At 58.9% G+C, this 24,839-nt stretch carries 23 protein-coding genes; 12 read left to right on the top strand and 11 right to left on the bottom strand.

Annotated elements, in window-relative coordinates:
- A complete protein-coding gene (locus tag PSH88_RS00355) occupies positions 1–405 on the top strand; it encodes an acyl-CoA thioesterase (protein ID WP_007896491.1) in 405 nt (134 codons plus the stop codon).
- Between the two features lie 87 nt (positions 406–492).
- Positions 493–1,392 carry a D-hexose-6-phosphate mutarotase gene (locus tag PSH88_RS00350; protein WP_305424443.1) on the top strand — a complete coding sequence of 300 codons (900 nt, stop codon included), beginning with the start codon at positions 493–495 and terminating at the stop codon, positions 1,390–1,392.
- A 166-nt stretch (positions 1,393–1,558) separates the two neighbouring features.
- Here PSH88_RS00350 and PSH88_RS00345 read toward each other — a convergent pair whose 3' ends face one another.
- The 3 genes from PSH88_RS00345 to PSH88_RS00335 are packed head-to-tail and all read right to left on the bottom strand — an operon-like array spanning position 1,559 to position 4,074.
- Entirely contained in the window at positions 1,559–2,332 is a 774-nt protein-coding gene (locus PSH88_RS00345; RefSeq protein ID WP_305424442.1) for a MetQ/NlpA family ABC transporter substrate-binding protein, read from the bottom strand.
- A 60-nt stretch (positions 2,333–2,392) separates the two neighbouring features.
- Positions 2,393–3,067: a methionine ABC transporter permease gene (locus PSH88_RS00340; RefSeq protein ID WP_305424441.1), complete on the bottom strand. Its 675-nt coding sequence runs from the start codon at positions 3,065–3,067 to the stop codon at positions 2,393–2,395.
- Positions 3,067–4,074, bottom strand: a complete 1,008-nt coding sequence (locus PSH88_RS00335) for a methionine ABC transporter ATP-binding protein (protein ID WP_305424440.1) — start codon at positions 4,072–4,074, stop codon at positions 3,067–3,069. Before PSH88_RS00335 ends, PSH88_RS00340 begins: the two co-directional genes overlap by 1 nt.
- 264 nt (positions 4,075–4,338) lie before the next feature.
- On the opposite strand from PSH88_RS00335, the gene katE reads away from it, so the two are divergent.
- Positions 4,339–6,477, top strand: a complete 2,139-nt coding sequence (gene katE / locus PSH88_RS00330; protein ID WP_305424439.1) for a catalase HPII — start codon at positions 4,339–4,341, stop codon at positions 6,475–6,477.
- Positions 6,478–6,586: 109 nt separating this feature from the next.
- On the opposite strand, the gene PSH88_RS00325 is transcribed toward katE, so the two are convergent.
- The 4 genes from PSH88_RS00325 to zur are packed head-to-tail and all read right to left on the bottom strand — an operon-like array spanning position 6,587 to position 9,383.
- On the bottom strand, positions 6,587–7,303 hold the full coding sequence (locus tag PSH88_RS00325) for a PA5502 family lipoprotein (protein ID WP_305424438.1): 717 nt from the start codon (positions 7,301–7,303) through the stop codon (positions 6,587–6,589).
- Between the two features lie 37 nt (positions 7,304–7,340).
- On the bottom strand, positions 7,341–8,129 hold the full coding sequence (znuB, locus tag PSH88_RS00320) for a zinc ABC transporter permease subunit ZnuB (RefSeq protein WP_305424437.1): 789 nt from the start codon (positions 8,127–8,129) through the stop codon (positions 7,341–7,343).
- Positions 8,122–8,901: a zinc ABC transporter ATP-binding protein ZnuC gene (znuC, locus tag PSH88_RS00315; protein WP_008076246.1), complete on the bottom strand. Its 780-nt coding sequence runs from the start codon at positions 8,899–8,901 to the stop codon at positions 8,122–8,124. The genes znuB and znuC overlap by 8 nt, the downstream gene beginning before the upstream one ends.
- Entirely contained in the window at positions 8,901–9,383 is a 483-nt protein-coding gene (gene zur, locus PSH88_RS00310; RefSeq protein WP_007902861.1) for a zinc uptake transcriptional repressor Zur, read from the bottom strand. Before zur ends, znuC begins: the two co-directional genes overlap by 1 nt.
- Before the next feature lie 66 nt (positions 9,384–9,449).
- Between zur and PSH88_RS00305 the strand changes: the two genes are divergently transcribed.
- Positions 9,450–10,370: a zinc ABC transporter substrate-binding protein gene (locus PSH88_RS00305; RefSeq protein ID WP_305424436.1), complete on the top strand. Its 921-nt coding sequence runs from the start codon at positions 9,450–9,452 to the stop codon at positions 10,368–10,370.
- A gap of 117 nt (positions 10,371–10,487) precedes the next feature.
- On the opposite strand, the gene PSH88_RS00300 is transcribed toward PSH88_RS00305, so the two are convergent.
- Entirely contained in the window at positions 10,488–11,438 is a 951-nt protein-coding gene (locus PSH88_RS00300; RefSeq protein WP_253545653.1) for a homoserine kinase, read from the bottom strand.
- Between the two features lie 59 nt (positions 11,439–11,497).
- Positions 11,498–11,785, bottom strand: a complete 288-nt coding sequence (locus PSH88_RS00295) for a DUF2782 domain-containing protein (protein ID WP_305424435.1) — start codon at positions 11,783–11,785, stop codon at positions 11,498–11,500.
- A 74-nt stretch (positions 11,786–11,859) separates the two neighbouring features.
- On the opposite strand from PSH88_RS00295, the gene polA reads away from it, so the two are divergent.
- A complete protein-coding gene (polA, locus tag PSH88_RS00290) occupies positions 11,860–14,628 on the top strand; it encodes a DNA polymerase I (RefSeq protein ID WP_305424434.1) in 2,769 nt (922 codons plus the stop codon).
- A 300-nt stretch (positions 14,629–14,928) separates the two neighbouring features.
- On the opposite strand, the gene yihA is transcribed toward polA, so the two are convergent.
- The gene (yihA, locus tag PSH88_RS00285; RefSeq protein ID WP_038980342.1) at positions 14,929–15,570 is read right to left on the bottom strand and encodes a ribosome biogenesis GTP-binding protein YihA/YsxC; all 642 of its coding nucleotides are present in this window, start codon (positions 15,568–15,570) and stop codon (positions 14,929–14,931) included.
- Between the two features lie 191 nt (positions 15,571–15,761).
- On the opposite strand from yihA, the gene PSH88_RS00280 reads away from it, so the two are divergent.
- The 7 genes from PSH88_RS00280 (at position 15,762) to PSH88_RS00250 (ending at position 23,027) form a co-directional block, all read left to right on the top strand.
- Complete coding sequence (locus PSH88_RS00280; protein WP_038980343.1) at positions 15,762–16,052, top strand: c-type cytochrome; 291 nt, start codon at positions 15,762–15,764, stop codon at positions 16,050–16,052.
- A gap of 46 nt (positions 16,053–16,098) precedes the next feature.
- The gene (locus PSH88_RS00275; protein ID WP_205888941.1) at positions 16,099–16,710 is read left to right on the top strand and encodes a c-type cytochrome; all 612 of its coding nucleotides are present in this window, start codon (positions 16,099–16,101) and stop codon (positions 16,708–16,710) included.
- Between the two features lie 197 nt (positions 16,711–16,907).
- Complete coding sequence (locus PSH88_RS00270; protein WP_305424433.1) at positions 16,908–17,549, top strand: thiol:disulfide interchange protein DsbA/DsbL; 642 nt, start codon at positions 16,908–16,910, stop codon at positions 17,547–17,549.
- Positions 17,550–17,563: 14 nt separating this feature from the next.
- Positions 17,564–18,424 (top strand): endonuclease/exonuclease/phosphatase family protein, encoded by an 861-nt coding sequence (locus PSH88_RS00265; protein WP_305424432.1) that lies wholly within the window; start codon positions 17,564–17,566, stop codon positions 18,422–18,424.
- Positions 18,425–20,452, top strand: a complete 2,028-nt coding sequence (locus PSH88_RS00260) for a GGDEF domain-containing protein (RefSeq protein ID WP_305424431.1) — start codon at positions 18,425–18,427, stop codon at positions 20,450–20,452.
- A gap of 105 nt (positions 20,453–20,557) precedes the next feature.
- Positions 20,558–21,337, top strand: coding sequence for an N-acetylmuramoyl-L-alanine amidase (locus tag PSH88_RS00255; RefSeq protein WP_305424430.1), 780 nt, complete (start codon positions 20,558–20,560; stop codon positions 21,335–21,337).
- A gap of 73 nt (positions 21,338–21,410) precedes the next feature.
- Positions 21,411–23,027 (top strand): EAL domain-containing protein, encoded by a 1,617-nt coding sequence (locus tag PSH88_RS00250; RefSeq protein ID WP_305424429.1) that lies wholly within the window; start codon positions 21,411–21,413, stop codon positions 23,025–23,027.
- A gap of 12 nt (positions 23,028–23,039) precedes the next feature.
- Here PSH88_RS00250 and PSH88_RS00245 read toward each other — a convergent pair whose 3' ends face one another.
- Positions 23,040–24,830 carry an ATP-binding protein gene (locus PSH88_RS00245; RefSeq protein ID WP_305424428.1) on the bottom strand — a complete coding sequence of 597 codons (1,791 nt, stop codon included), beginning with the start codon at positions 24,828–24,830 and terminating at the stop codon, positions 23,040–23,042.
- Positions 24,831–24,839: the final 9 nt, after the last annotated feature.

The following is a 24,839-nucleotide window of genomic DNA, read 5'->3' as shown; positions in this document are numbered from 1 at the left end:
ATGATAGAGCTCGAACAAGAAGATCCAATCCCGCAAGGCGACCTGGCCCTGCAAATCACCGCGCTTCCGCGTGAAACCAATGGCTTTGGCGATATTTTCGGCGGCTGGCTGGTGGCGCAGATGGATTTGGCTGGCACCGCAATGGCCAGCAAGGTTGCCGGTGGTCGCGTAGCCACCGTTGCGATCGATCGCATGGCGTTCCTGGTGCCGGTAGCGGTGGGTGCTCAGCTGTCCTTCTATACCCAGGCCCTGGAAATCGGCCGCAGCTCGATTCAGATGATGGTCGAAGTCTGGAGCGACGATCCACTGTCCAGCGAATGGCGTAAAGTGACCGAAGCCGTCTTTGTGTTCGTCGCCATCGACGGCAGCGGCCGCACTCGCTCGGTTCCGCCTAGAGCGCGTTAAACCGGAGCTCGTAAAAAAACGGTGCGTTAAACACGGCGACCGTTTTGCGGTCCATTGCAGTCATTGTTCCTGATTGAGAGTTGCCCCATGAGCACGCCCAACGTTGAAGCTGTGAAACTGGATGAACTGAACTGCTGGCGCATCCGTCACAGTCAGGCCGAATTGCTGGTGGCCCAACAAGGTGCGCACATCCTCAGTTATCAACTGGCTGGCGAGCCGCCACTGATCTGGCTCAACGACGAGGCGGTGTTCAAGACCGGCAAAAGCATCCGCGCCGGCGTTCCAGTGTGCTGGCCATGGTTCGGCAACCTGTCGCGCAATCCGCAGAGTGTCCAGGCCATGCGCGTCGGCAATGAACCGCCGACCGCCCATGGTCTGGTACGTGCGATGGACTGGGAATTGCTCGGCATCGAAACCGAGGGCGTAAGCCTGAAGGTGGAATTCGTTCTGCCCTACCCCGAAGGCGGTCTGCCGGGATGGCCGCATCAAGTGGACTTGAAGCTGAGCATTCGTCTGGATGAGCAGTTGCATATCAACCTGACGAGCGAAAACAAAGGCGCTGAGCACGTCACGATCAGCCAGGCATTGCACAGCTATTTCGCGGTCAGCGATGTGCGCAACGTACATGTCGAAGGGCTGGACGGCTTGAGTTATATCGAAACCCTGGACGACTGGAAAACCGTCACCCAGACCGGTGATTTGCGTTTTACCGGCGAGACCGACCGCATCTATCTCAATACCCCACCGAAGCTGAGCATTGTTGACCCACACTGGGAACGACGCATTGAACTGACCAGCAGCGGTTCGCGTTCGGCGGTGATCTGGAACCCCTGGATCGACCGCGCTGCAGCGTTCAGTGACATGGCTGACGATGGCTGGCAGCGCATGCTGTGTATTGAAACGGCGAATGTGATGGATGATGTGGTGACGCTGGCACCAGGGGCGAGCCACACCTTGGGTGTGAGCATCGCCAGCAAATCCCTTTAACACCACAAAACGAATGTGGGGCTTGCCCGCGATGACGGAGCATCATTCAATATTGATGTCGACTGTTTCACCGCCATCGCGGGCAAGCCCGCTCCCACAGGTACGGTGTTTCAGACGCAAAAAAGGGGCGCAGTGATTGCGCCCCTTTTTCGTTTACGTCAGCTGATCAGAACGCCGGCAATACCGCGCCTTTGTACTTCTCGAGAATGAAGGCTTTCACTTCCGGGCTGTGCAGCGCAGCAACCAGTTTCTGCATCGCGGCGCTGTCCTTGTCGTCCGGACGGGCCACGAGGATGTTCACGTATGGCGAGTCGCTGCCTTCGATGACCAGCGCGTCCTTGGACGGATCGAGCTTGGCTTCCAGCGCATAGTTGGTGTTGATCAGCGCCAGGTCGACCTGAGTCAGCACGCGCGGGATGGTCGCGGCTTCCAGTTCACGGAATTTCAGGTCCTTGGTGTTCTCGGTGATGTCCTTGACGGTCGACAGGATGTTGTTCGAATCCTTCAACTTGATCAGGCCAGCCTTCGCCAGCAGCAACAGCGCACGACCGCCGTTGGTGGCGTCGTTAGGGATCACCACGTTGGCGCCGCCCGGCAGCTCGGTCAGGGCTTTGTACTTGCTGGAGTAAGCGCCCAAAGGTTCCAGGTGCACACCGGCAACGCTGACAAGGCTGGTGCCCTTGGCCTTGTTGAACTCATCCAGGTACGGCTGGTGCTGGAAGAAGTTGGCGTCCAGACGCTTCTCGGCCACCTGCACGTTCGGCTGGATGTAGTCGGTGAAGACTTTGACCTTCAGGTCCACGCCTTCTTTGGCCAGGGCCGGTTTAACAAACTCGAGGATTTCCGCGTGAGGCACCGGGGTGGCCGCGACGGTCAGGGTGTCGGCAGCGTGTGCGGAAAAGGCTGCAACGGCAGCGAATGCGACGAGTAGTTTTTTCATTCAGCTAACTCCTTGTGAGGCGCCCGTTTGGCGCCTACCAGCGAATGGCCGGCTCATGACTTATTTACGTGAGAAGTGGACAACCAATTTGTCGCCAACGGTTTGCAGCACTTGAACCAGCATCAGCAGCAACACCACCGTCACAACCATCACATCCGTCTGGAAACGCTGGTAACCGAAACGGATCGCCAGGTCGCCCAGACCGCCAGCGCCGACCACACCGGCCATTGCCGTGTAGGACACCAGTGTAATCGCTGTCACCGTAATCGCCGCGAAGATGCCCGGACGAGCTTCCGGCAGCAAGGCATTGATGATGATCTGACGTGTCGTCGCGCCCATGGCCTGGGTCGCCTCGATGATGCCGCGATCCACTTCACGCAAGGCGGTTTCTACCAGTCGTGCGAAGAACGGCGTGGCGCCCACTACCAAGGGTGGAATCGCACCGGCAACACCCAGGGAGGTGCCCGTGATCAACACAGTGAACGGAATCATCACGATCAGCAGAATGATGAACGGCAGCGAACGCAGAATGTTCACCACCAGCGACAGCAGCGCGTAGACGCCTTTGGCTTCCAGCAACTGACGAGGGCTGCACAGGAACAACAGCACGCCCAGCGGCAATCCTAAAAGCACGGTGAACAACAGCGAACCGCTGAGCATCAGCAGGGTATCGCCGGTGGCCAGCCAGATTTCGTACCAGTCGATATTAGAGAAGAAACTCATCAGGACTTCCATCAGCGCAGCACCTCCATGTGGACGTCAGCTGCGGTGAAGCGGGCAAACGCCGCTTCCATGTCGCCGCCGGTGACGGCGAGGGTCAATTGCCCGTAAGGGACGTCTTTGATGCGATCGATACGACCGGCCAGGATGCTGTAGTCCACGCCCGTTTCCCGGGCGACGGTACCCAGCAACGGCGCGTAGGTCGCTTCGCCCTGGAAGGTCAGACGCACGATGCGCCCCGGTACATGAGCGAAGTCGTCGCGCTGTTCGCTTTCGTCGATCTGCTCGTCTTCCTGTACGAAGCGCTTGGTGGTCGGGTGCTTGGGATGCAGGAACACCTCGGCCACCGAACCTTGCTCAACGATCTTGCCGGCATCCATCACCGCCACCTGATCGCAGACCCGACGGATCACATCCATTTCGTGGGTGATCAGGACGATGGTCAGTTTCAGCTCACGGTTGATCTCGGCCAGCAGTTGCAGGACCGACGCCGTGGTTTGCGGGTCCAGGGCACTGGTGGCTTCATCGCACAGCAGGATTTTCGGTTTGGTTGCCAGGGCGCGGGCGATGCCGACACGCTGCTTCTGACCGCCAGACAATTGTGCCGGGTACTTTTTCGCATGATCAGACAGGCCGACCCGCGCCAGCAACTCCGCCACACGCCGGTCGATTTCGCCACGGGACAGTTCACCGGCGAGGGTCAGCGGCAGCGCGACATTGTCGGCAACGGTTTTGGAGGCCAGCAGGTTGAAGTGCTGGAAAATCATCCCGACCTGCTGACGGAAGCGCCGCAGGCTATTGGCATCCAGCGCGGTGACTTCTTCGTCATCGACGATGATCTTGCCGCCACTGGAGTTCTCCAGGCGGTTGATCAGACGCAGCAGGGTACTTTTTCCCGCGCCGGAATGGCCGATCAGGCCAAAGACCTGACCATTCTCAATCGTCAGACTGGTCGGATGCAGGGCGGGAATATCCTTACCGGCGACGCGGTAAGTTTTGTGGACGTTTTGAAACTCGATCACGTAGCGAACCTTGTGGGGCGCGTTAGAAAAGGATCAGCGGTTAGCCGGGCGCGCATTTTAGCCTGTCCGTATAGAGGTTCTTAGCATTTATTTCGCATTCAACCAGCGATTTGGCAATAACGCGATCAAAGGTCAGAAAAAAGGAACGGCGCCAACTCCCCATCGGTCACTGATTAAGCAACTCGAGAATGCCTGGATGCCGTGTCTGGGCAATGGCCCATAAGCCTTGGCCCGGCGGGAATCGCCACGAGGAGTTTACGTCTGATGAGTACTAAAAAGCCTGCAGCCCCCCAAAGCGCACTGGCCGGGACCGATACCCTAGACCGCAGTAACACCAACGCCAAGCTCGACAGCCTGGAAAAATTTCGCTCCGACGCCACCGAGCAGGCCTTGCGCACCAACCAGGGCGTGAAGGTCGCGGACAATCAGAACACGTTGAAGGGCGGTGCCCGCGGGCCGTCATTGCTGGAAGACTTCATCATGCGTGAAAAGATCACGCACTTTGACCATGAACGCATTCCCGAGCGCATCGTCCATGCCCGCGGCACCGGCGCCCATGGTTACTTCCAGGCGTACGAAACCCATTCCGTACTGACCAAGGCCGGGTTCCTACAAGACCCACATCAAAAGACTCCGGTTTTTGTGCGCTTTTCCACGGTGCAAGGTCCGCGCGGATCAGGCGATACCGTGCGGGACGTACGAGGTTTCGCGGTGAAATTTTTCACCGACGAAGGCAACTTCGATCTGGTGGGCAACAACATGCCGGTGTTCTTCATTCAGGATGCGATCAAATTTCCTGACTTCGTCCATGCGGTAAAACCCGAACCCCACAACGAGATTCCTACCGGTGGTTCGGCCCACGATACTTTCTGGGACTTTGTTTCTCTGGTGCCGGAATCCGCGCACATGGTGATGTGGACCATGTCCGACCGGGCAATTCCCAAAAGCCTGCGCACCATGCAAGGCTTCGGCGTGCACACGTTTCGCATGATCAATGCCGAAGGCAAAGCACGCTTCGTAAAATTCCACTGGCGCCCCGCCGCCGGCACCTGCTCGCTGGTGTGGGATGAGGCGCAGAAGCTTGCCGGTAAAGACACCGACTTCCACCGTCGTGATCTCTGGGAGTCCATCGAGATGGGGGACTACCCGGAATGGGAGTTGGGCGTACAGGTCATCGAGGAGGAAAACGAACATGCCTTCGATTTCGACCTTCTCGACCCAACCAAAATCATTCCCGAGGAAGTCGTCCCTATCACTCCGCTGGGCAAGATGGTGCTCAACCGCAACCCGGACAACTTCTTCGCCGAGACCGAGCAGGTTGCCTTCTGCCCCGGGCATATCGTGCCGGGGATCGACTTCTCCAATGACCCGTTACTGCAAGGGCGGCTGTTTTCCTACACCGATACGCAGATCAGCCGACTGGGTGGGCCGAATTTTCATGAGATCCCGATCAACCGTCCGGTGTCGCCATTCCACAACGGTCAACGGGATGCGCAGCACCGCACCACCATCGACAAGGGACGCGCCTCTTACGAGCCGAACTCTATCGACAGCGGCTGGCCGAAGGAAACCCCACCGGCAGCGCAGGACGGCGGCTTCGAGACTTATCCGGAGCGCATCGATGCTGCGAAAATCCGTCAGCGCAGCGAGTCGTTCAGCGACCATTTCTCCCAAGCACGGCTGTTCTTCCACAGCATGAGCAAGCACGAACAGGAACACATCATCGCGGCTTACAGCTTTGAGCTGGGCAAGGTCGAACGCGAATTTATTCGTGCGCGGCAGGTGAATGAGATCCTGGCCAATATCGATCTGGAACTGGCCAAACGCGTGGCACAGAACCTGGGCTTGCCGGTACCGAAGGCCGGCACGGTCGAGGTGCGCAAAACTTCACTCGACCACTCCCCCGCCCTGAGCCAGGCCAACCTGCTGTCAGGGGATATCAAAACCCGAAAAGTGGCCATTCTGGCGGCCAACGGGGTGGATGGCGCGGCGATTGAATCGATGAAAAAGGCTCTGATGGCCGAAGGCGCGCACGCCAAACTGCTTGGCCCGACCTCGGCCCCCGTGACAACCGCCGATGGCAAAGCGCTGCCGGTGGATGCGTCGATGGAAGGTTCACCGTCGGTGGCATTTGACGCGGTGTTCGTACCGGGTGGCGCGGCGTCGATCAAGGCGCTGAGTAACGACGGTGTAGCGCTGCATTACCTGCTGGAGGCGTACAAGCATTTGAAGGCAATCGCGTTGCATGGCGAAGCGAGGCAGTTGCTGGATGTGTTGAAGCTGGAGGCTGATGCGGGGCTGATCGTGGGTAACGATGCCAAGCTGTTCAAGGCGTTTTTTGCCGCGATCGGGCAGCATCGGGTGTGGGATAGGGAGCCTAAGGCCAAGGCGGTTCCGGCTTAAGATTTTTTTCGTTAGGAAGGGCGCCTTCGCGGGCAAGCTTCACTCCAGGGTCGGTGTCGATTTCAAAATCAACGCGAACCTGCAGGAGCGAGGCTTGCCCGCGAAGCTTTTAAGGCTTGCGTGGACTCAGAACCATCTGCGCCGGAATGTTGCGCAGAATCTGTTTCTCCAGCTTCAGATCAAACTCCGAATCCAGCTTCTTCACCCGTTTGGTCAGCAGCGTGGCCAGCCATGGGTAATCCTGGGTGCGCGGCACCTGAATGCTCACGTCGCACTGATAATTCACCACATCGGCGGCGATGGCATCCAGTTGACGACGAAGCTTGCTCATATCGGTGAGGTTCAATGCGACCGTGGTGCTTTCAGCCGTCGGGTCGATGACTTTGGCTTGAGGCTTGGCTTCGGCAGCCTTGAGCGCCGCTTCGGCTTTATCCAGTTCCGCCTTGCGGGCATGGACAATGGCGCTGTTGACGCCACCGGTTAGCGCCGGGGCCTTGGGCATCAATACCCGGGCACGGCTGAGGGCGGTGGCTGCTGCATTCACATCACCTTTTTGCAACACGATCTGGCTACGCAACAAATAAGCCTCAGCCAATTGCCGCTGGTATTGCTCGAGGGATTGATCGTTGGGCGACTCGGCCTGCAAGGCTGCCAATTGTCCTTCGGCAGTGGCCAGCTCGCTGCTGGCCAGGCTTTGTTCCAGCTGTGCGATAGCCGTGGCCCGTGCATCGGGGGCCTCGATGGCCGCCGGTGGCGTGCTTTGGCAAGCGCCCAGTAGCAGCGAAAATGCGACAAGGAGCAGATAACGGGAGGCGAACAGCTTCATTCCTGCGACTCTCTATTTGCGCAAAAAACGAGCAAGTCTACACCCCTCGACGGGGCAGGACAAAACTCAGCAGAAACAGTGCGGCAGCCGTCACCACAATCGACGGGCCGGCCGGGGTGTCCTTGAACCAGGACAACGCCAGCCCGCCACACACCGCGAGCATGCCCAGCAGGCTCGCGCCCAGTGCCATCTGCTCCGGCGAGCGGGCGTGACGCTGTGCCGCAGCCGCCGGAATAATCAGTAACGAAGTAATCAGCAACACGCCGACGATTTTCATTGCCACCGCGATCACCACAGCGATCAGCAACATCAGGGCCAGGCGCAACGCCGCCACTGGCAAACCTTCCACTTTGGCCAGTTCTTCGTGCACCGTAATCGCCAGCAAAGGTCGCCACAGCGTGACCAGCAATGTCAGCACCGCCGCGCTACCGCCGAGGATCCAGGCCAGATCGGTCGGACTGATCGCCAGCAAGTCGCCGAACAGATAGGCCATCAGGTCGATCCGCACTTCATGCATGAAGCTTAGTACCACAAGACCCAGAGAGAGCGTGCTCGGTGCGAGAATTCCCAAAAGCGTGTCGGACGCCAGTGGCTGCCGTTGTTGCAACGTCACCAGCAATACCGCCAGCAACAAGCAGCCTACAGTAACGGCAACGGTCGGGCTGACATCCAGCAGAAAACCCAACGCCACGCCGAGCAATGCGGCGTGGGACAGCGTGTCGCCGAAATAGGCCATGCGCCGCCAGACCACGAACGAACCCAACGGGCCCGCGACCAGCGCCAGGGCCAGACCTGCAAGCAGGGCATAAAGCAGAAAATCAGCCATGCTTACAGCTATCTCCATGAACGTGAGTCGACGGGACCGCGCTGACCACCGAGCCATGCAGGTCGTGGGCGTGGTCGTGATGGTGGTGATATATCGCCAGGCTTTGTGCGTTTTTTCCGAACAGCTCGACGAATGCCGGATCGCCGCTGACCTGCTCGGGATGCCCGGAACAGCAGACATGGCGATTCAGGCACACCACCTGATCGGTGGTGCTCATCACCAGATGCAAATCGTGAGAGACCATCAAAACGCCGCAACCATGACGGTCGCGCAAGCGTGTTATCAGGCTGTAGAGCTCGGCTTGACCGGCCACATCGACACCTTGCACCGGTTCATCAAGCACCAGCAATTCCGGCTCGCGCAACAGTGCCCGAGCCAGCAGCACCCGCTGCATTTCGCCACCGGAAACACTTTGCACCGGGCTGTCGATGACCTGTTCGGCACCGACTTCCTTGAGGGCCGCCAAGGCGCGAGCGCGGTCCACGCCCGGCACCAGACGCAAGAAGCGCAGCACCGACAGCGGCAGGGTCGGATCGACATGGAGTTTTTGCGGCATGTAACCGACGCGCAACTTCGGCTTGCGCCAGACGCTGCCGCTGTCCGGCTTCAACAGACCGAGCACCGCGCGCACCAGCGTGGTTTTGCCGGCACCGTTGGGGCCGATCAAGGTGACGATCTGCCCCGGCTCGACGCTCAGCTCGATGTTGTCCAGCACGTTTTGCCCGGCAAAGGTGACAGCCACCTGCTCGAGGCGAATCAGCGCGTTGCTCATCAAGCCCCCTGGCAACCCGAGCAGAGACCGATCACTTCAACGGTCTGGGCCTCGACGATAAATCCGACATCTTTGGCGCTATTGATGATCGCGTCGCTGATGGATTTCTGTTCGAGTTCGATGGCGGCGTGGCATTCGCGGCAGATCAGGAACTGGCCCTGGTGAGCGTGTTCCGGGTGATTACAGCCGACAAAGGCGTTCAGCGAGGAGATGCGGTGTACCAGGCCGTTTTCCAGCAGGAAATCCAGCGCGCGGTACACGGTTGGAGGCGCGGCGCGGCGGCCGTCCTGCTCGCTGAGCACCGCCAGAATGTCGTAGGCACCCAGCGGTTTGTGGCTTTGCCATACCAGTTCCAGCACCCGCCGGCGCAAAGCGGTCAGGCGCAGCCCCTGACGTGCGCACAAGGCATCGGCCTCAGACAATGCGCTATGCACGCAATGAGAGTGGTCGTGGGGACGGCTGGCAATCGGTGTTTTAGGCATGAGCGGCGACGAGTTTTGTGAGAGACGTTATTATGTTACCCGTTCTCGCCTCTTCGAGTGGTCATCGTGTCCCGACTTTTTTCTATCTTTGTCGCATTTGTCGCAAGTTTTCTGCTGATCGGCTCAGCTCAAGCCGAGGTCAAAGTCCTCACCAGCGTCAAACCCCTGCAGCTGATAGCCGCAGCGGTGCAGGACGGCGTAGCGGTTCCGGAAGTCTTGCTGCCGCCCGGCACCTCGCCCCATAACTACGCCTTGCGCCCTTCCGACGTACGGAAAGTGCAATCGGTGGATCTGGTGTACTGGATCGGCCCGGACATGGAAGGTTTTCTGCCTCGCGTACTGAAAGGTCGTACGCTGCCGAGCGTTGCGGTGCAGGATTTGCCTGGCCTGAAACTGCGACACTTCGCCGAAGATAACCACTCTCACGCCGAAGAAGCCGACGAGCATGACCACGATCACCGCCCCGGCAGCCTGGATGCACACTTGTGGTTGTCACCGATCAACGCCCGAGTGATCGCCAGCAAAATGGCCACCGACCTCAGCGCGGCCGATCCGGCCAACGCGGCGCGCTACCAGAGCAACCTGAAGGCATTCGACGAGCGTCTGGATGCTTTGGACCTGCGCCTGAAAGCCCGTCTGGCGGGTATCGCGGGTAAGCCTTATTTCGTGTTCCACGAAGCCTTCGACTACTTCGAAGACGCTTATGGCCTCAAGCACACCGGCGTGTTCAGTGTCGCTGCCGAAGTGCAGCCCGGTGCCCAACATGTGGCAGCGATGCGCACCCGGTTGCAGGAAGTCGGCAAGACTTGCGTGTTCAGCGAACCTCCGCTGCGCCCACGCCTGGCAGAAACCCTGGTGGCCGGGCTGCCGGTGAAACTGGCGGAACTGGATGCGCTGGGCGGATACACGCCAGCGACCGCTCAGGGCTATGAGCAATTGCTGGAAAAGCTGGGGAATGATTTGGCGGGGTGTCTGGAGTCGTTGTAGTTCCGAAAATTGTGTCGCCCCAATCGCGGGCAAGCCACGCTCCCACAGGGTTTGTGTCGTTCGCCAATACTATGAACGACACAAACCCTGTGGGAGCGTGGCTTGCCCGCGATGCTTTTAGAGGGCGAAAGGCAACGGCGTGCTGACCTTCTGCCGTTGCGCCAGCCGCAGCTGAAACTCCATCGGATCGTGAATCAACACGTCCTGCCCGGCGAAAGACTCCGCGGCGATCAACCGCGACAACCAGAACCGCACGCACGCCACGCGCAGCATGGTCGGCCACAGCTCGGCTTCGGCAGCGGTAAACGGTCGCAGCGCGGCATAAGCACCCAGCAGCGCCCGCGCCCGAGCGCCATCAAGCTGCCCTTGCTCGTCCGAACACCAATCGTTCAAGGCAATCGCCACGTCGTAGAGCATCGGCCCCGAACAGGCGTTGTAGAAGTCGATCAACCCGGTCAGGTGCGTGCCTTCGAACATCGCATTATCGCGGAACAGGTCCGCATGGATGTTGGCCCGCGGCAGCGCCAGAATTTTCGTCTTCTGCTGTGTGATTTCATCCAGCGCCCGTTGCAGCAAATCGCTTTGCTCGGCATTCAGATGCGAAAGCAACTGCGTGCCCTCCTCCAGCATCCAGTCCAGGCCGCGATCGGTTTTGCGTTTGATCATGTTGGCCTGGGTCGCCAGGTGCAGATGAGCCAGCAGCTCGCCGACCTGAGCGCAATGCTGCGCGTTGGCATCCTTGATGTGCTTGCCCGCCAGACGTGGCTGCAGCAGCGCAGGTTTACCGGCCAGTTCGCGCAAGGCGACGCCGTCGGTGGTGCGCAGTGCATAAGGCACCGGCAGGTCGGCGTCGTGCAGCACGTCGAGCAGCTCGATGAAGAACGGCATCTCCTGCACCGGACCTCGCTCGACCAGGGTCAGGACAAACTCGCCCTGCTCCAGGCTGATAAAGAAATTGGTGTTTTCGCTACCGGCGGCGATCCCCTGGAAATCAAGCAGGCGGCCGAGCCCATAAGGGGCGAGAAAGGTTTCCAGCTCGGGCCGAGCCAGGGGGGTGAACACAGACATGGTTAAAACTGCCAGTACGGGCGCCGCGACTGCCAGCGCCAATTTAAGTTAGGAGCGGCTTACCACTCGAATATTTTCCACGACGGAATCAACATATCCGGCTGATCCGAGCGGATGAAGTTACCGTCCGAGCCATCAGCGCGCACAAGGAAATACGGTTTACCGACTTTCGGGGTCACCTTGATGGCATACAAAAAACCATTTTGCCGATACTCCTGAATGGTTTTGTCACCTTCCGTGCGGATTGTTACATCCGGGTCTGCCGAGGGCGCGTCATCCGCGGCCATGGCAGCCAAAGGAGTGATTGCGAACAAGCCAGCCAGCAACAAGCGATTTAGTGTGCGCATGATAACCTTGTCCCTTTGTCGTCAACGGTCCCGCTATTCTAGCGCCGGACCCGCCGAAAAGGTTGATCCTGCTCATGAGCCAAGCCCCCCTCGTCCTGGTGGACGGTTCTTCTTATCTGTACCGCGCCTTTCACGCGCTGCCACCGCTGACCACGTCCAAAGGCCTGCCGACCGGTGCGGTCAAGGGCGTCTTGAACATGCTCAAGAGTCTGCGCAAGCAGTACCCGGACAGCCCGTTCGCCGTGGTATTCGACGCCAAGGGCGGGACGTTCCGCGACGCGATGTTCGCCGAATACAAGGCCAATCGCCCAAGCATGCCTGACGATATGCGGGTCCAGATCGAGCCGCTGCACGCCAGCGTCAAGGCCCTGGGCTTTCCATTGCTGTGCGTGGACAACGTCGAAGCGGACGACGTGATCGGCACCTTGGCCCGCAGCAGCGCGGCCGCCGACCGTCCGGTGGTGATCTCCACCGGCGACAAGGACATGGCGCAACTGGTCGACGGGCACATTACCTTGGTCAATACGATGACCGGTAGCGCACTGGACGTAGAAGGCGTGAAGGAGAAATTCGGCGTCGCTCCCGAGCAGATCATCGATTATCTGGCACTGATGGGCGATTCGTCCGACAACATCCCGGGCGTTCCGGGCATCGGCCCCAAAACCGCTTCCGGCCTGCTGGTCGGCGTGAACGGCGGCCTGACCGAGCTCTATGCGCAGCTCGATATCGTCCCGACCCTGCCGATTCGCGGCGCCAAAACCCTGCCGGCCAAGCTCGAAGAGCATAAGGAGATGGCGTTCCTCTCCTATCAACTGGCAACCATCAAGATCGACGTACCGCTGGACATCGGTCTCGACGATCTGCAAATGGGTCCGCCAGATCACGACAAGCTCGCCGAGCTCTACACCCTGCTGGAATTCAAAAGCTGGTTCGAAGAAAACCAGCGCGACGCGAAGCGCTCGGGTCAGGACATTGTCGAGGTCGCCCAGGAACAGCCGGGTGCTGCCGAAGCGAAGTACGAAACCATCCTCGACCAGCAACACTTCGAGGCCTGGCTGGACAAGCTCGACAAGGCACCACTGATCGCCTTCGTCACCGAAGCCAATGGTACCGATGCTCAACATGCACAACTGGTGGGTCTGTCGTTTTCCGTCGCGGCCAACGAAGCGGCCTACATTCCGCTGACCCATTCCTACATGGGCGTGCCGGAGCAACTGGATCGCGACACCGTGCTGCTGGCGTTGAAACCGCTGCTGGAAAACCCGAATAAGCTGAAAGTCGGCCAGCATGCGAAATTCGAAACCAATATCCTCGCCAACTGCGCCATCGGTGGCGATCAGAGCAACGGGATTATTGTTCAGGGTATTGCCTACGACACTATGCTCGAGTCTTACGTCCTGGACTCGACGGCCACCCGCCACGACATGGACAGCCTGGCGCTCAAGTACCTGGGCCAAAGCAAGACCGATATTCAAGGAATCGCGGGCAAAGGCGTCAAACAGCTGACTTTCGACCAGATCTCTCTTGAGCTGGCGGGCCCCTATGCTGCCGAAGATGCCGATGTCACCTTCCAGCTGCACCAGGCTTTGCAGGAAAAACTGGCAGCAACGCCAAGCCTGTGCAAAGTGCTCAACGAGATTGAAATGCCGCTGATGCCGGTTCTGGCCCGAATCGAACGCCAAGGCGCACTCGTAGATGCCAACCTGCTCGGCATCCAGAGCGTCGAACTGGGCGAGAAACTGGTCGCCCTTGAGCGTGAGGCGTTCGCCATTGCCGGTGAAGAATTCAACCTGGGTTCGCCGAAGCAACTGGGCGTGATCCTCTACGAAAAACTCGGTTTGCCTGTACTTAGCAAAACCGCCAAGGGCCAGGCCTCGACCGCCGAAGCGGTGTTGGCTGAGTTGGCCGAACAAGACTACCCGCTGCCCAAGGTGCTGATGCAATACCGCTCGCTGAGCAAACTCAAAAGCACCTACACCGACCGTTTGCCTGAGCAGATCAACGCTCGTACCGGGCGCATTCATACGTCTTACCAGCAAGCCGTCGCCGCCACCGGACGCTTATCGTCGATCGACCCGAACCTGCAGAACATTCCGATTCGCACTGCCGAAGGTCGGCGGATTCGTCAGGCGTTCGTCGCGCCGAAAGGCTACAAGTTGCTGGCCGCGGACTACTCGCAAATCGAACTGCGGATCATGGCGCATCTGGCCAAGGATGAAGGCTTGTTGCATGCCTTCCGCAACAACCTCGATGTACACCGCGCCACGGCCGCAGAGGTGTTTGGCGTCGAACTGGACGCGGTCACTAACGATCAGCGTCGTAGCGCGAAAGCCATCAACTTCGGTTTGATCTACGGCATGAGCGCGTTTGGCCTGGCCAAGCAGATCGGCGTTGACCGCAAACAGTCCCAAGCCTACATCGACCGCTACTTCGCCCGTTATCCCGGCGTCCTGGAATACATGGAGCGCACGCGCGCCCAGGCCGCCGAGCAGGGTTTCGTCGAAACCATCTTTGGTCGTCGTTTGTACCTGCCGGAAATCAACGCGAAAAACCAGGCCCTGCGCAAAGCAGCGGAGCGCACGGCAATCAACGCCCCGATGCAAGGCACCGCGGCGGACATCATCAAGAAAGCCATGGTAACGGTAGATAACTGGCTGACATCGTCAGGTCTGGACGCCAAAGTCATCCTGCAAGTACACGATGAATTGGTGCTTGAGGTGCGTGAGGATCTGATCGACCAGGTGCGTGAGGATATTCGCGTACACATGAGCAGCGCAGCACAGCTGGATGTACCGCTTCTGGTCGAGGTGGGCATAGGCAACAACTGGGATGAAGCGCACTGATCGGTATGAAAGACGCCTGTGCTGCGGCCTAATGCCGCAGCACAAAATAACGAAGGGCTATAGTGCGGAAAATGACGTCGATTATTTCCAATAGTTTTTGAAAATAGTCTGAACTAAATCCGTGAACCGCCACTCAGAGATACTGAATGGCTGGTGAAGCCCTTCGATGCTCCTATGTTGTGTTAAGTGTTGGCAGATATCTGGACCCCGCCCTAGCGGTCCGGAGCTTGAACCCCGGAACTTCTCCCTCCCCATATGAAGTCCGGGGTTTTTTTTGCCTGGCTTTTCACCTGTAAAGTCTTACTCGGCAGTCTCGCTGCCCTTGTCCGCCAACTCCATCCAGCCCGCCAGTACAGTGTAGGCGTCTTCCAGGCCCATGCGTTTGGGTGCCGAAAACAGCTGGATAGTGATCGAATCGCCCCAGCCCTTGCGGATTTCCGCCTGAACCTTGAGCAATGCGTTTTTTGCCGCACCGTAGGTCAGCTTGTCTGCCTTGGTCAGCAAAATATGCATCGGCATGCCACTGGCGATGGCCCAATCGAGCATCAGCAGGTCGAAATCGGTCATTGGATGACGGATGTCCATCATCAGAATCAAACCTTTCAAACTCTCGCGACCGCCCAGATAGGCTTCGAGGTGACGCTGCCAGTGCAGCTTCAACGGGATCGGCACTTTCGCGTAACCGTAACCCGGCAGGTCGACCAAACGGCGTTCATCGTCTAGCTTGAAGAAGTTCAACAGCTGTGTGCGACCCGGTGTTTTCGAGGTCCGCGCCAGGCTGGCGTGTGTCAGGGTGTTCAACGCGCTGGACTTGCCGGCGTTGGAACGCCCGGCGAAGGCCACTTCAAAGCCTTCGTCGTCGGGGCATTGGTCGACTTTGGCGGCGCTGAGCATGAAGGTGGACTGTTGGCACAGGCCGAGGATGGGGTTCTTGAGTTGCATGGGATTTCCGATGTGGGCGGCGCCGGGAATGGACGCGGCAAGCAGTGTCGTTTCCGTTTCAGTGACGCCAGTATATAATGCCGCAGATTTTGTGTGCGCTTTGTCCCAGCGTAGGATGAAGTTCACGAGAGCGATTAACCTTGATTGCGCATTAGAACGCAGCACGCTCTCAACCCTGAAAAGGTCGTTTTATGACGAAATGGCTGCTAGCTGCCGGTGTCTTGATGCCGCTTTACAGCGCTCAGGCTACACAGGATCCGGAAGCTGTGTACAACCGTGTTTGTGGTGCCTGTCATTCCGGCCAACTACCCATGGCGCCCCGCAAGGGCGATCAGGAAGCCTGGACGCCGAGATTGGCGAAAGGTATGGAGACGCTGGTGCAACACGTGACCCAGGGTTTCAAGGCGATGCCGCCGCGTGGTTTGTGCATGGACTGCAGTGCCGAGGATTACCGAGCCATCATCCACTGGATGAGCGAGTAAACCCGGCCCATAACTCTTTAACCCTTAGCCGTAGTTGGATTAGCTGATGAACAAATTGATCGTGAGTCTGCTGTTGACCGTGGGGATCTCCGGCATTGCCCATGCTGCAGGTGATGCGACTGCTGGTCAGGCGAAAGCCGCAGTATGTGGCGCCTGTCATGGCCCGGATGGCAATAGCATGGCGCCTAACTTTCCGAAACTGGCAGGTCAGGGCGAGCGTTATCTGAACAAGCAGCTGCACGACATCAAGTCCGGCAAACGCACGGTACTGGAAATGACCGGCCTGCTGACCAACCTGAGTGATCAGGACCTGGCCGATATCTCCGCCTACTTCGCCAGCCAGAAAGGCAGCGTCGGTGCCGCCGACCCGAAAGTCGTGGCTCGTGGTGAAGCACTGTTCCGTGGTGGCGATCTGGCCAAGGGCCTGCCTTCCTGCACCGGCTGCCATTCGCCTAATGGCACCGGCAACGCCGCAGCGGGCTTCCCGCATCTGGGCGGGCAACACGCTCAATATGTCGCCAAGCAACTGACCGAATTCCGCAAGGAAGAAGGCGGCCGCACCAACGACGGCGACACCAAACCGATGCAGAGCATCGCTAAAAAGCTCAGCGACGAAGATATCGCCGCAGTCTCCAGCTATATTCAAGGCTTGCACTAAGGCCTGTGATCGAGCGTTGTGAGTGATGTACGTCTCTTGCAACGTTAACACTCGATTAATCCGTCGATGCAAACATAAAAAGGGTAGCTTTGGCTGCCCTTTTTTGTGGCCGCTGCCGTTACACTACAAACTCAAGCCCGCCAGGATCTGTCTGAAAACAGGTCGCGCGAGGCGACCCAATTGTCCAGGAGTAAAGCATGCGTAATCTGATCATCAGCGCCGCGCTCGTCGCTGCCAGCCTGTTCGGCATGACTGCCCAAGCCGCCGAAAAACCTGAAGCACCCTATGTCGAGCTGAGCAATCCGGTCCCGGTGGCCGTGCCTGGCAAGATCGAAGTCGTGGAACTGTTCTGGTACGGCTGTCCGCATTGCTATGCCTTCGAACCCGTCGTTAACCCATGGGCTGAAAAACTGCCTGCCGACGTGAACTTCGTGCGGATTCCCGCCATGTTTGGCGGCCCGTGGGACGCACACGGCCAGATGTTCCTGACGCTTGAAGCCATGGGTGTCGAAAGCAAGGTTCACGCTGCAGTTTTCGAAGCGATTCAGAAAGAACACAAGAAACTGACCGACAAAGAAGACATGGCGGACTTCCTGGCGACCCAAGGAGTAGACAAGGATAAGTTCCTGGCCACCTTCGACTCCTTTGCCATCAAGGGCCAGATCAACAAAGCCAAAGAACTTGCAAAGAAATATGAAATCTCCGGCGTGCCTACCATGATCGTCAACGGCAAGTATCGCTTTGACATCGGCTCTGCCGGCGGTGCCGAACAAGCGCTGAAACTGGCCGACCAACTGGTTGCCAAAGAGCGAGCGGCAACCAAGGCCGTCGCCAACTAAGCGCGGCACCTGCCATGCGCCGCTGGGGAACTGAACGCATCGTTGGCCTGCATCACCCGCGGGTCAACGAGCATCACCTGGAATCGACGGGGTTGCCCGTGGACAACCGTCTGCGTTTGCTCAGTTTCAACATCCAGGTCGGTATCAGTACCGAGCGCTATCGGCACTATCTGACCCGCGGCTGGCAACATCTGTTGCCGCACACCGGGCGTGCCGACAATCTGCAAAAAATCGGTAATCTGCTGGGCGACTTCGACCTGGTCGCCTTGCAGGAAGCCGATGGCGGCAGCCTGCGATCAGGCTACGTCAATCAGGTCGAACACCTGGCGCAGCTCGGCGCCTTCCCTTATTGGTATCAACAACTCAATCGCAATCTCGGTCATCTCGGCCAACACAGCAATGGCGTGCTCAGCCGCCTGCGCCCGTGGGCGATCGAAGATCATCCGCTGCCAGGACCCAAGGGTCGCGGGGCCATTCTGGTGCGCTTCGGCGAAGGTCCGGAGGCACTCGTGGTAGTGATGATGCACCTGGCGCTGGGCGCTCGCGCCCGGAGCATGCAACTGGCTTACATCCGCGAGTTGATCGGCGGCTATAAACACCAGGTGCTGATGGGCGATATGAATACCCATGCCAGTGACTTGCTGCAAAACTCCCCGTTGCGTGATTTAGGCCTGCTCGCGCCGCAACTGGAAGCGACCTTTCCCAGCTGGCGCCCACAGCGCTGCCTGGACCATATTCTGCTCAGCCCCACCCTGACCCTTGAAAAAGTCGAAGTGCTGGCACATCCCATTTCCGATCACCTGCCGGTCGCGGTAGAGATTCGTCTGCCGGGTTCGCTCACGGCTGATGCATTGCCCGCGTTGAGTCCTGCCTGAATGAGCGACGAAGCACAGCGCTGGAAAGAGAAATACCTCAAAAGCATCGAGCAACAAGAAAAACTGGAACGTCGATGGGACGCCCGGCTTGATCTGCTGCGTCGTGGGTTGGTGCGCAGCACCCTGGCCGCAGAAGGTACTGATCGCGCCGTTGATCAATGCATGAAGGAAATGCGCGAAGTCGTCCGCACCGATGACATGGACGCCGGCCTGGCGGCCTTGCTGCCACGCCTGGAAAAGGCCGTGCTCGACTCCGAGCAACGCCGGGAAACCCGGGTCGATCAAGTCAGTGCCGCCCTGACGGCGCTGGTCTCTCAACTGCAAGCGCTGCCACTGCCCCGGGAAGTGAGCCGGCCACTGAAGAATTTCGCCAAGCAGCTGGACGGACGAGTGGGCCAGGCTCGCGAGATCCCGTTACTGCTCAGCGAACTGAGTGGCTTGCAAGGCAAAGCCTTGAACCTGCTGGAGAACCCTGCAGAGCCTGGTCGCCCGAGTTTGCTGCAACGCCTGTTCGGTAGGGAAACGGAAGAGACCGCGCCACAGGTCGCCGCCCCCGCATCGCCAATGCCTGCCCCGCAACCTGTCGAACCGGTTGCAGCAGCGGCCGAGCCCCCACAAGCGGTGATCAATCTCACGCCAGCCGCCCATAAACCGCAGGTGTTGCCAACAGTAGAAGCCGCCCTGCCCGCCGCTACGCGCCCTGAGCCAGTGCAAATTCAGGCACCAACAGCAATGGCACCTGCGGCTGAAGTCGTGGCGTTTGTCCCGCCCGTCCTTGAGCCAGAATCTACGGGCAGCCAAGTCCTGGAGTTACAAACCCGAGCGAATGTCGAGCAGACACAAGAGACGGCTCCAATGATCACCCTACCGGCCACTCAGGCTCCGTCGGCAATCAATCCCGATGAACTGACTCCGGAGACCATCGATCCAGAGCCGTCCGAGCACGATGTTCTGTATGCCCTGCCGGACTCGCCGGAGCCATCCTACAGCTCTGTCGCCAAGCACATCGAAGACACGCTGCTGGGTCTTCTCGATGACCTGGCACTGCCCGAACGCCATCGTCCGCAAGCCGAGGCGATGCGGGATCGCCTGCAAAATGGCTTGAACTGGTACGAATTGCTACCGATCCTCGATGACCTGGCAACGTTGATGCTAGCGATCACCGACAGCGGCCAACACGAATTCGAAGCGTATTTGCAGCAACTCAACGAACGCCTCGAGTCATTCCAGAGCAACTTGCAAGCCGCGAGCGACGGCCACGCCGACAACCGCTCGGCCGCGCGGGAAATGGACACACAGATTCGCGAGCAAGTTGACGGCTTGCAAAGCAGCATGCAGGAAGCGGCAGACCTTGATGATCTCAAGCATGTGCTGGAAAACCATCTCGAAGGCCTGCTCGGCACCATGGACCAACACCAGAAGCAGCGCGATGAGCGTGAGCAGGAAGTAGCAGCCCGCCTGCAAAGCCTGGCCGAAAGGGTTGCTCACATGGAGCAGGAAGCCCTGGGCTACCGCGAGCATCTCGAAGAGCAGCGCCAGAAGGCCTTGATCGATCCCTTGACCGGCCTGCCGAATCGAGCGGCCTGGAGCGAACGCCTGGAGCAGGAAATCGGTCAATGGCAACAACATGGCAATACCCTGTTGCTGGCAATGCTCGACCTCGACCATTTCAAACGCATCAATGACAACTACGGCCATCTGGCGGGCGACAAGGTGCTGAAAATCATCGCCAGCGTGCTACGCAAGCGTCTGCGGGGGACTGATTTCATTGCCCGATTTGGCGGTGAGGAATTTGTACTGTTGATGCCTGCCACACCACCTATGGCTGGCGCGAAGCTGCTGGAAGCGTTGCGCGCATCGATCGAAGCCTGCCCGTTCCACTTCAAGGGCGAGCGAGTCACTATCACCATTTCCATGGGACTGACCGCCTTCAGATCGGGCGAACATAGTGATCTGGTGCTTAAAAGAGCCGATCAGGCGCTATATCGGGCGAAAAATAATGGCCGGAATCGAATAGAACTGGGCTGATAGCTAATTGTTCCATTTTGTTTAAAACAGCATTTTTTGCCATCTGCGCGCAAGGCAATACCGTTACACTGTTGCATTATTGTCCTGCGTGTACTGCCTCCCGCCATGAAATGTCTTGTTCTTATTGCGTCGCTGCTTCTATTAGCCGGTTGTGCCGGCGGCCCCCGAATCGATACCAGCCACCCTTCAGCCAATCACGACAGTCGTATCCAGTTCGTGGTGATGCATTACACCTCCGCCTCCCTGGAAACCTCGCTGCAATTGCTGACTCATGGCGAAGTCAGCAGCCACTACCTGATTAGCGACGACAAGCGCGCCACTATTTATAAGCTGATGGATGAAAATTTCCGGGCCTGGCACGCTGGCGAAAGCGAATGGCAAGGCCGGACCTGGCTGAACTCCAGCTCCATTGGTATCGAGATCGTTAATCAGGGCTTTGAGGACACCCCGACCGGGCGTCTCTGGTATCCCTATAGCGAAGCCCAGATTCAGTCGATGATCTTTCTGCTCAAGGACATCAGCAAACGCCAAGGCATCAGCCCCCGCCATATCATTGGCCATAGCGACATCGCACCGATGCGCAAGCTCGACCCCGGCCCGCTGTTTCCCTGGAAGCGCCTGGCTGCCGAAGGCCTGGGGATCTGGCCGGACGAGCAGGCCGTGGCGCGCCAGCAAGCCCAGTTCGCGGTGCAATTACCCAGCATCAGTTGGTTTCAGGGGCAGCTTGCCCGCCTGGGCTACGCCACGCCACAAACCGGCGAATTGGATGTAGAGACACGTAATGTGTTGGCAGCCTTTCAGCTGCATTTTCGCCCTTCCCGTTTCGACGGTACGCCGGATGCGCAAACTGCGGCGATCCTTCAGGTGTTGAATCAGACAAAATAATGACGCCCGCCCGACGGTCAGCGCTTTTTCGGAATCAGCAGCTATAACTCATTGGTAATTCTTCGGATATTCCATGATGCCTGCTGCTCGGGAGAGACTGCATAGTTGGTTCTATCGCCCTTGGTTTTTGGCGATGCTGGCTACTGCCCTGAGTGCAACGCTGTTGACGGTCGGCAGTTTGTTCGTGGCGATGAATCAAGTCGAGCACAACGAAAGCCAGGAAATGAACGCCCAGGGAGAACGCTTTCTGGTCCGCCTGGAACAGTTGTTCGGGCAGTTGCGCGAAAGCCTCGATGATCTGGAAGCCCAACCGTTGCGAGGTTGCGATGACGAAATGATCGCCACCCTGCAGCAGGTCAGCTTCAATTACCGCTTCGTTTATGAAGCCGCTTATATGGACACTTCGCGAACCTGCTCCAACCGCCCCCGCCAGGAAGGGGTGTCGCTGATCCGACCGCCAGACATCAAGGGCCCCACCTACAGCTATTGGCTGAACACCACCACCGAACCCGATGAGAACCGCGCCGCACTGATGCTTGGGCGTGGCAATTTCCGGGTGGCGACGTCGCGCGGGCATCTGACCGACATGGTCGATCTTTCTCCGGGGAGCAGCCTGTTGGTGGTGCTCGACCACGGCACCCGGGCGATTCCGGTACTCGGTGTCGCGCAGGCTTGGCCCCCCACGGAACCCTGGCCCCCGAAAAGCCCCAATGCGCTGCAAGTCACCCATACCCGCCTGATTTACCGAATGCCCACTAATACACCTGAATACCAACTGGTACTGATCACACCGCGCACCGGGATGCATGTGCCGGCGGTATGGTGGTGGCTACTGCCGGCGAGCCTGGCGCTGAGTGCCTGTGTAGGCATTCTGGTGTTTTTGCTGGTACGCCAGCGTCAGTCGCTGGATGCCGAACTGCAAGGCGCCATGCGGCGAGGCGAGCTGCAGGTGTTGTATCAACCGATCTTCGACCTCGACAGCCGCAACTGCGTCGGTGCCGAAGCCCTGCTGCGCTGGCGAAGGCCGGACGGCACGCTGACCAGTCCGGACCTGTTCATTCCAATGGCGGAGAATACCGGCCAGATCCGCCAGATGACCGATTTCGTATTGCAACGCCTGCTGGAACAGCTCGGGCAACTGTTGCGGTCCAATCCGCAGCTGTACATCTCGGTCAACCTGGCGGCCTGCGATGTCATGGTGCCGCGTATCGGTCAGGTGATGGCGCGTCTGTTGAGTATGCACCGGGTGGCGGCCAGGCAAATTGCCTTTGAGGTGACCGAACGCGGACTGGTGGATGTGGTGGTAGCCAGAGAGAATCTGCAAGCCCTGCGGGATGTCGGGCATCAGGTGCTGATCGACGACTTTGGCACCGGCTATTGCAGCCTCGCCTACCTGCAAACCCTACCGGTGGACTGCCTGAAAATCGACAAAGCGTTTATCGACGCGCTGGGCCATGATGCCGCCAGCAGCGGCGTGGCACCGCACATCATTCGCATGGCTCAGGCCCTGCAACTCAAGGTAATTGCAGAAGGCATCGAACATGAAGCCCAAGCAGTGTTTCTGAGCAGCGAAGGGGTGAAGTTCGGCCAGGGTTGGTTGTTCGCCCATGCACTGAGCGCCGTGCAGTTCATCGAACTGATTACCCGTGGCCGTCGACTGAGCACGCGACGTCAGGATGACGAAGCCTGAGATGACTCCGGTTTATATCGCCAGTGTCATGTAGAACTGCGTCCCCTGCCCCGGCCGCGAGTAAACCCCCATCCGCCCGCCATGCAGCTGCACGATTTCTTTGCACAGCGCCAGACCGAGCCCGGCACCGCCCTTTTTGCGGCCGACCTGGACGAAGGGCTCGAAGATCCGTCCTTGCTGGCCGTAAGCAATGCCTTCGCCGTTGTCCTCGACGCTGATAATCATCCGCTCTCCATGGCGCCGGGCCTGCAAACGGATCAGTCCATCGTGGGAGGTATGGCGCAAGGCGTTGTCGATCAGGTTGTCGAGCACCCGCTCCAGTTGCGCCTGATCGGCTTGCAGGCGCGGCAACGGTCCCTGCACCTCCACCAGCAGCTCAATGCCCTTTTCCTGTGCCGGGCCGGCAAAACGTATCTGGGCCTGATCCAGCAAGTCTTCGATGGAGCACGGTGCCAGCGTGAGTTTTTGCAGACCGTTTTGGTAGCGAGAGAAATTCAGCAGGTCGTTGATCAGCTGCATCAGGCGCTGCATTTCTTCGTTGACGGTGTCCAGCAGGTCGGCTTCGCGGGAGTCTTCGGCAAAATGCGTCCGCTCGCGAAACAGGCCGAATGCCATGTGCATCCCGGTAACCGGCGTGCGCAACTCATGGGAGGCGCGCAAGACAAACTCGCTGCGTACGCGTTCGAAGGCACGTTGTTCGGTGACGTCATGCAACACCATCACCGCGCCGAGAATATGACCCTGGGTATGGCTGACCGGCGTCAGGCTATACGTCAGCAATCGCGACTCGCCATCGACCTCGATACTCAGGTCTTCCGGCGCTCGTTCCGGAGTGCCGCCGCGCAACACCAACTGCAGTTGTTCATCCAGCTCGGGACGCTCAAGCGCCGTGCCCAGCCCTTGGCCGAGACGATCGGTGTCCCAGCCTAATTGGCGCTGAGCAACCGGGTTGAGGTGCTCGAGATGACCTTGACGATCAATAATCAGCAAACCATCGTCGATGCTGTCGAGCACCGCCTGCAAACGTTGCTGACCGGCGAGCAGCTCGTCGATATTGGTAGCCTGGTGCTCACGCAAGGCCTCGGCCATGATTCCGAAACGCCGGGTCAACTGGTTCATTTCCACGGCGGAAGAAATCGGCAGGGTCACTTCGAAATTGCCTTGGCCGATATTGTCAGCGGCCTGCACCAGAGCCTCGATCGGCGCCCCGAACCGCCGGGCGATCGCATGGGCGGTAATGAACCCGATGAACAATACCGCCACTCCGACCAACCCAAGCAGGCCGGCAATTAACAGTGCCCGCTCCCGGGCCTTGCGTTCGATCTCAGTGATGTTATCCAGCGCGCGCTTCTGTTCAGAGATCAAACCGTTACGCAACGCGTTGAATTTTTCCGTGAGACCCTCGTTATCATTGACTACCTGTACCGGAGCACGGGAAAGATCAAAGGCCTGCAACAAGTTCTGATAATCAGCCTTGGCTTTTTTGAAACCATACTGGGCACCCTCGCCGGAGGGCTCGCGAGCAATGCCTTCATCAAGCAACTCAAGGGAGTGTTGCCTGGATGCCTCGAACGCCGCAGGGTCAGGGTTTTCGCCAAGCACGATGATCAGTTGATCACCCAGGGTCTGACGCAGCTTCAACCCCAGATCCAGCGTGACGAAGTTGTCACGGATCAGGGCTTCCTGAGCCCCTGCCATCTGCATCACGCTGACCAGTCCGAGCAAGAGCCCAAGCAGCGCCACGGTAATCAGCGCGGAAATACTCAGAAACAGCCGGGTGCGCAACGTCATCGCCAGTTTCATCGATTACGA

Origin of the sequence: Pseudomonas wuhanensis (genome assembly GCF_030687395.1) — a bacterium.
Taxonomy (GTDB): domain Bacteria; phylum Pseudomonadota; class Gammaproteobacteria; order Pseudomonadales; family Pseudomonadaceae; genus Aquipseudomonas; species Aquipseudomonas wuhanensis.
The sequence above is the reverse complement of the archived record's forward strand: the minus strand, read 5'-3'. Positions and strand labels throughout refer to the sequence as shown.

Bases quoted from the DNA above. Each gene is read 5' to 3' on its own strand.
- PSH88_RS00355 (WP_007896491.1), top strand. From the start codon at position 1: ATGATAGAGCTCGAACAAGAAGATCCAATCCCGCAAGGCGACCTGGCC.
- PSH88_RS00350 (WP_305424443.1), top strand. From the start codon at position 493: ATGAGCACGCCCAACGTTGAAGCTGTGAAACTGGATGAACTGAACTGC.
- PSH88_RS00345 (WP_305424442.1), bottom strand. From the start codon at position 2,332: ATGAAAAAACTACTCGTCGCATTCGCTGCCGTTGCAGCCTTTTCCGCA.
- PSH88_RS00340 (WP_305424441.1), bottom strand. From the start codon at position 3,067: ATGGAAGTCCTGATGAGTTTCTTCTCTAATATCGACTGGTACGAAATC.
- katE (WP_305424439.1), top strand. From the start codon at position 4,339: ATGAGTACTAAAAAGCCTGCAGCCCCCCAAAGCGCACTGGCCGGGACC.
- PSH88_RS00325 (WP_305424438.1), bottom strand. From the start codon at position 7,303: ATGAAGCTGTTCGCCTCCCGTTATCTGCTCCTTGTCGCATTTTCGCTG.
- znuB (WP_305424437.1), bottom strand. From the start codon at position 8,129: ATGGCTGATTTTCTGCTTTATGCCCTGCTTGCAGGTCTGGCCCTGGCG.
- znuC (WP_008076246.1), bottom strand. From the start codon at position 8,901: ATGAGCAACGCGCTGATTCGCCTCGAGCAGGTGGCTGTCACCTTTGCC.
- zur (WP_007902861.1), bottom strand. From the start codon at position 9,383: ATGCCTAAAACACCGATTGCCAGCCGTCCCCACGACCACTCTCATTGC.
- PSH88_RS00300 (WP_253545653.1), bottom strand. From the start codon at position 11,438: ATGTCTGTGTTCACCCCCCTGGCTCGGCCCGAGCTGGAAACCTTTCTC.
- PSH88_RS00295 (WP_305424435.1), bottom strand. From the start codon at position 11,785: ATGCGCACACTAAATCGCTTGTTGCTGGCTGGCTTGTTCGCAATCACT.
- polA (WP_305424434.1), top strand. From the start codon at position 11,860: ATGAGCCAAGCCCCCCTCGTCCTGGTGGACGGTTCTTCTTATCTGTAC.
- yihA (WP_038980342.1), bottom strand. From the start codon at position 15,570: ATGCAACTCAAGAACCCCATCCTCGGCCTGTGCCAACAGTCCACCTTC.
- PSH88_RS00280 (WP_038980343.1), top strand. From the start codon at position 15,762: ATGACGAAATGGCTGCTAGCTGCCGGTGTCTTGATGCCGCTTTACAGC.
- PSH88_RS00275 (WP_205888941.1), top strand. From the start codon at position 16,099: ATGAACAAATTGATCGTGAGTCTGCTGTTGACCGTGGGGATCTCCGGC.
- PSH88_RS00270 (WP_305424433.1), top strand. From the start codon at position 16,908: ATGCGTAATCTGATCATCAGCGCCGCGCTCGTCGCTGCCAGCCTGTTC.
- PSH88_RS00265 (WP_305424432.1), top strand. From the start codon at position 17,564: ATGCGCCGCTGGGGAACTGAACGCATCGTTGGCCTGCATCACCCGCGG.
- PSH88_RS00260 (WP_305424431.1), top strand. From the start codon at position 18,425: ATGAGCGACGAAGCACAGCGCTGGAAAGAGAAATACCTCAAAAGCATC.
- PSH88_RS00255 (WP_305424430.1), top strand. From the start codon at position 20,558: ATGAAATGTCTTGTTCTTATTGCGTCGCTGCTTCTATTAGCCGGTTGT.
- PSH88_RS00250 (WP_305424429.1), top strand. From the start codon at position 21,411: ATGATGCCTGCTGCTCGGGAGAGACTGCATAGTTGGTTCTATCGCCCT.
- PSH88_RS00245 (WP_305424428.1), bottom strand. From the start codon at position 24,830: ATGAAACTGGCGATGACGTTGCGCACCCGGCTGTTTCTGAGTATTTCC.